Here is an 895-nt window from a genome sequence, read left to right as displayed (position 1 = left end):
GATACATTTTCAATAATGTTGGTCTGGTTACGGATAGTCGATGAGAATCGATTCTGCACCGCACCTAATTGTGCACGTTTTGCATCTATCGCACCTATCATCGCATCTACCGAAGCTAAGATATCCTGCGCTTCTCCTACTGACGTAAATGATAAGCCACTGGCATTGGCAAATGCATTATTCGCCCCCACTGATACACCCGCTACAAGGCTGGCTGCTGCCGCTATACCACTTACTGTAAAGCTGTTTATTGAGACCGTACCACCCGTTGCCGCCGCAATTGACGTCATCGTCATACTGATTGTTTGGTTCGCATCTGCACCTACTTGAAACTCTGCACTGAATGAGCCATCTAGTAAGTTTGTGCCACCAAATGTAGTATCTGCTGAAATACGGTTAATTTCTTCCCCTAACTGGCGCATCTCAAGTTGCAATGCCGCTCTATCTGCTTGGGTGTTTGAACCATTTGCCGCTTGACCCGCTAAGGTACGAATACGTTGGAACATACCCGTCATCTCATCCAACGCACCTTCCGCTGTTTGCGCCAATGAAATGCCATCATTCGCATTTCTGTTACCTTGCGTCAAACCATTAATTTGGCTTGTTAAACGGTCTGAAATCTGTAGCCCTGCCGCATCATCTTTTGCACTGTTGATACGAAGACCTGAAGAAAGACGTTGGAATGCTGTATCAAGGGTATTACCTGAGCTCATCAACTGTCTTTGCGCGTTCAAACTTGATACGTTGGTATTTACATAAAGTGCCATAATGATTCTCCTGCGGTAAACCCTGTGTTTACGCTAAACTTAATACTGTTGCTCTTTGAGTCAATTTTACTCTCAAGCTTTGATACTTAAGTTATCGGGCTTACCAGAAAATCCTTTAGCTATTTTTT

1 protein-coding gene is annotated in these 895 nt (G+C 44.2%); it reads right to left on the bottom strand.

Annotation, left to right across the window (positions count from 1 at the left end; translation table 11 throughout):
• Nucleotides 1-767: flagellin N-terminal helical domain-containing protein (locus OCI93_RS20925; RefSeq protein WP_261627259.1), on the bottom strand; the 767-nt coding region annotated here is incomplete at its 3' end.
• Nucleotides 768-895: the final 128 nt, after the last annotated feature.

This window comes from Pseudoalteromonas holothuriae, assembly GCF_945859825.1.
Taxonomy (GTDB): Bacteria; Pseudomonadota; Gammaproteobacteria; order Enterobacterales; family Alteromonadaceae; genus Pseudoalteromonas; species Pseudoalteromonas holothuriae.
The sequence above is the reverse complement of the archived record's forward strand: the minus strand, read 5'-3'. Positions and strand labels throughout refer to the sequence as shown.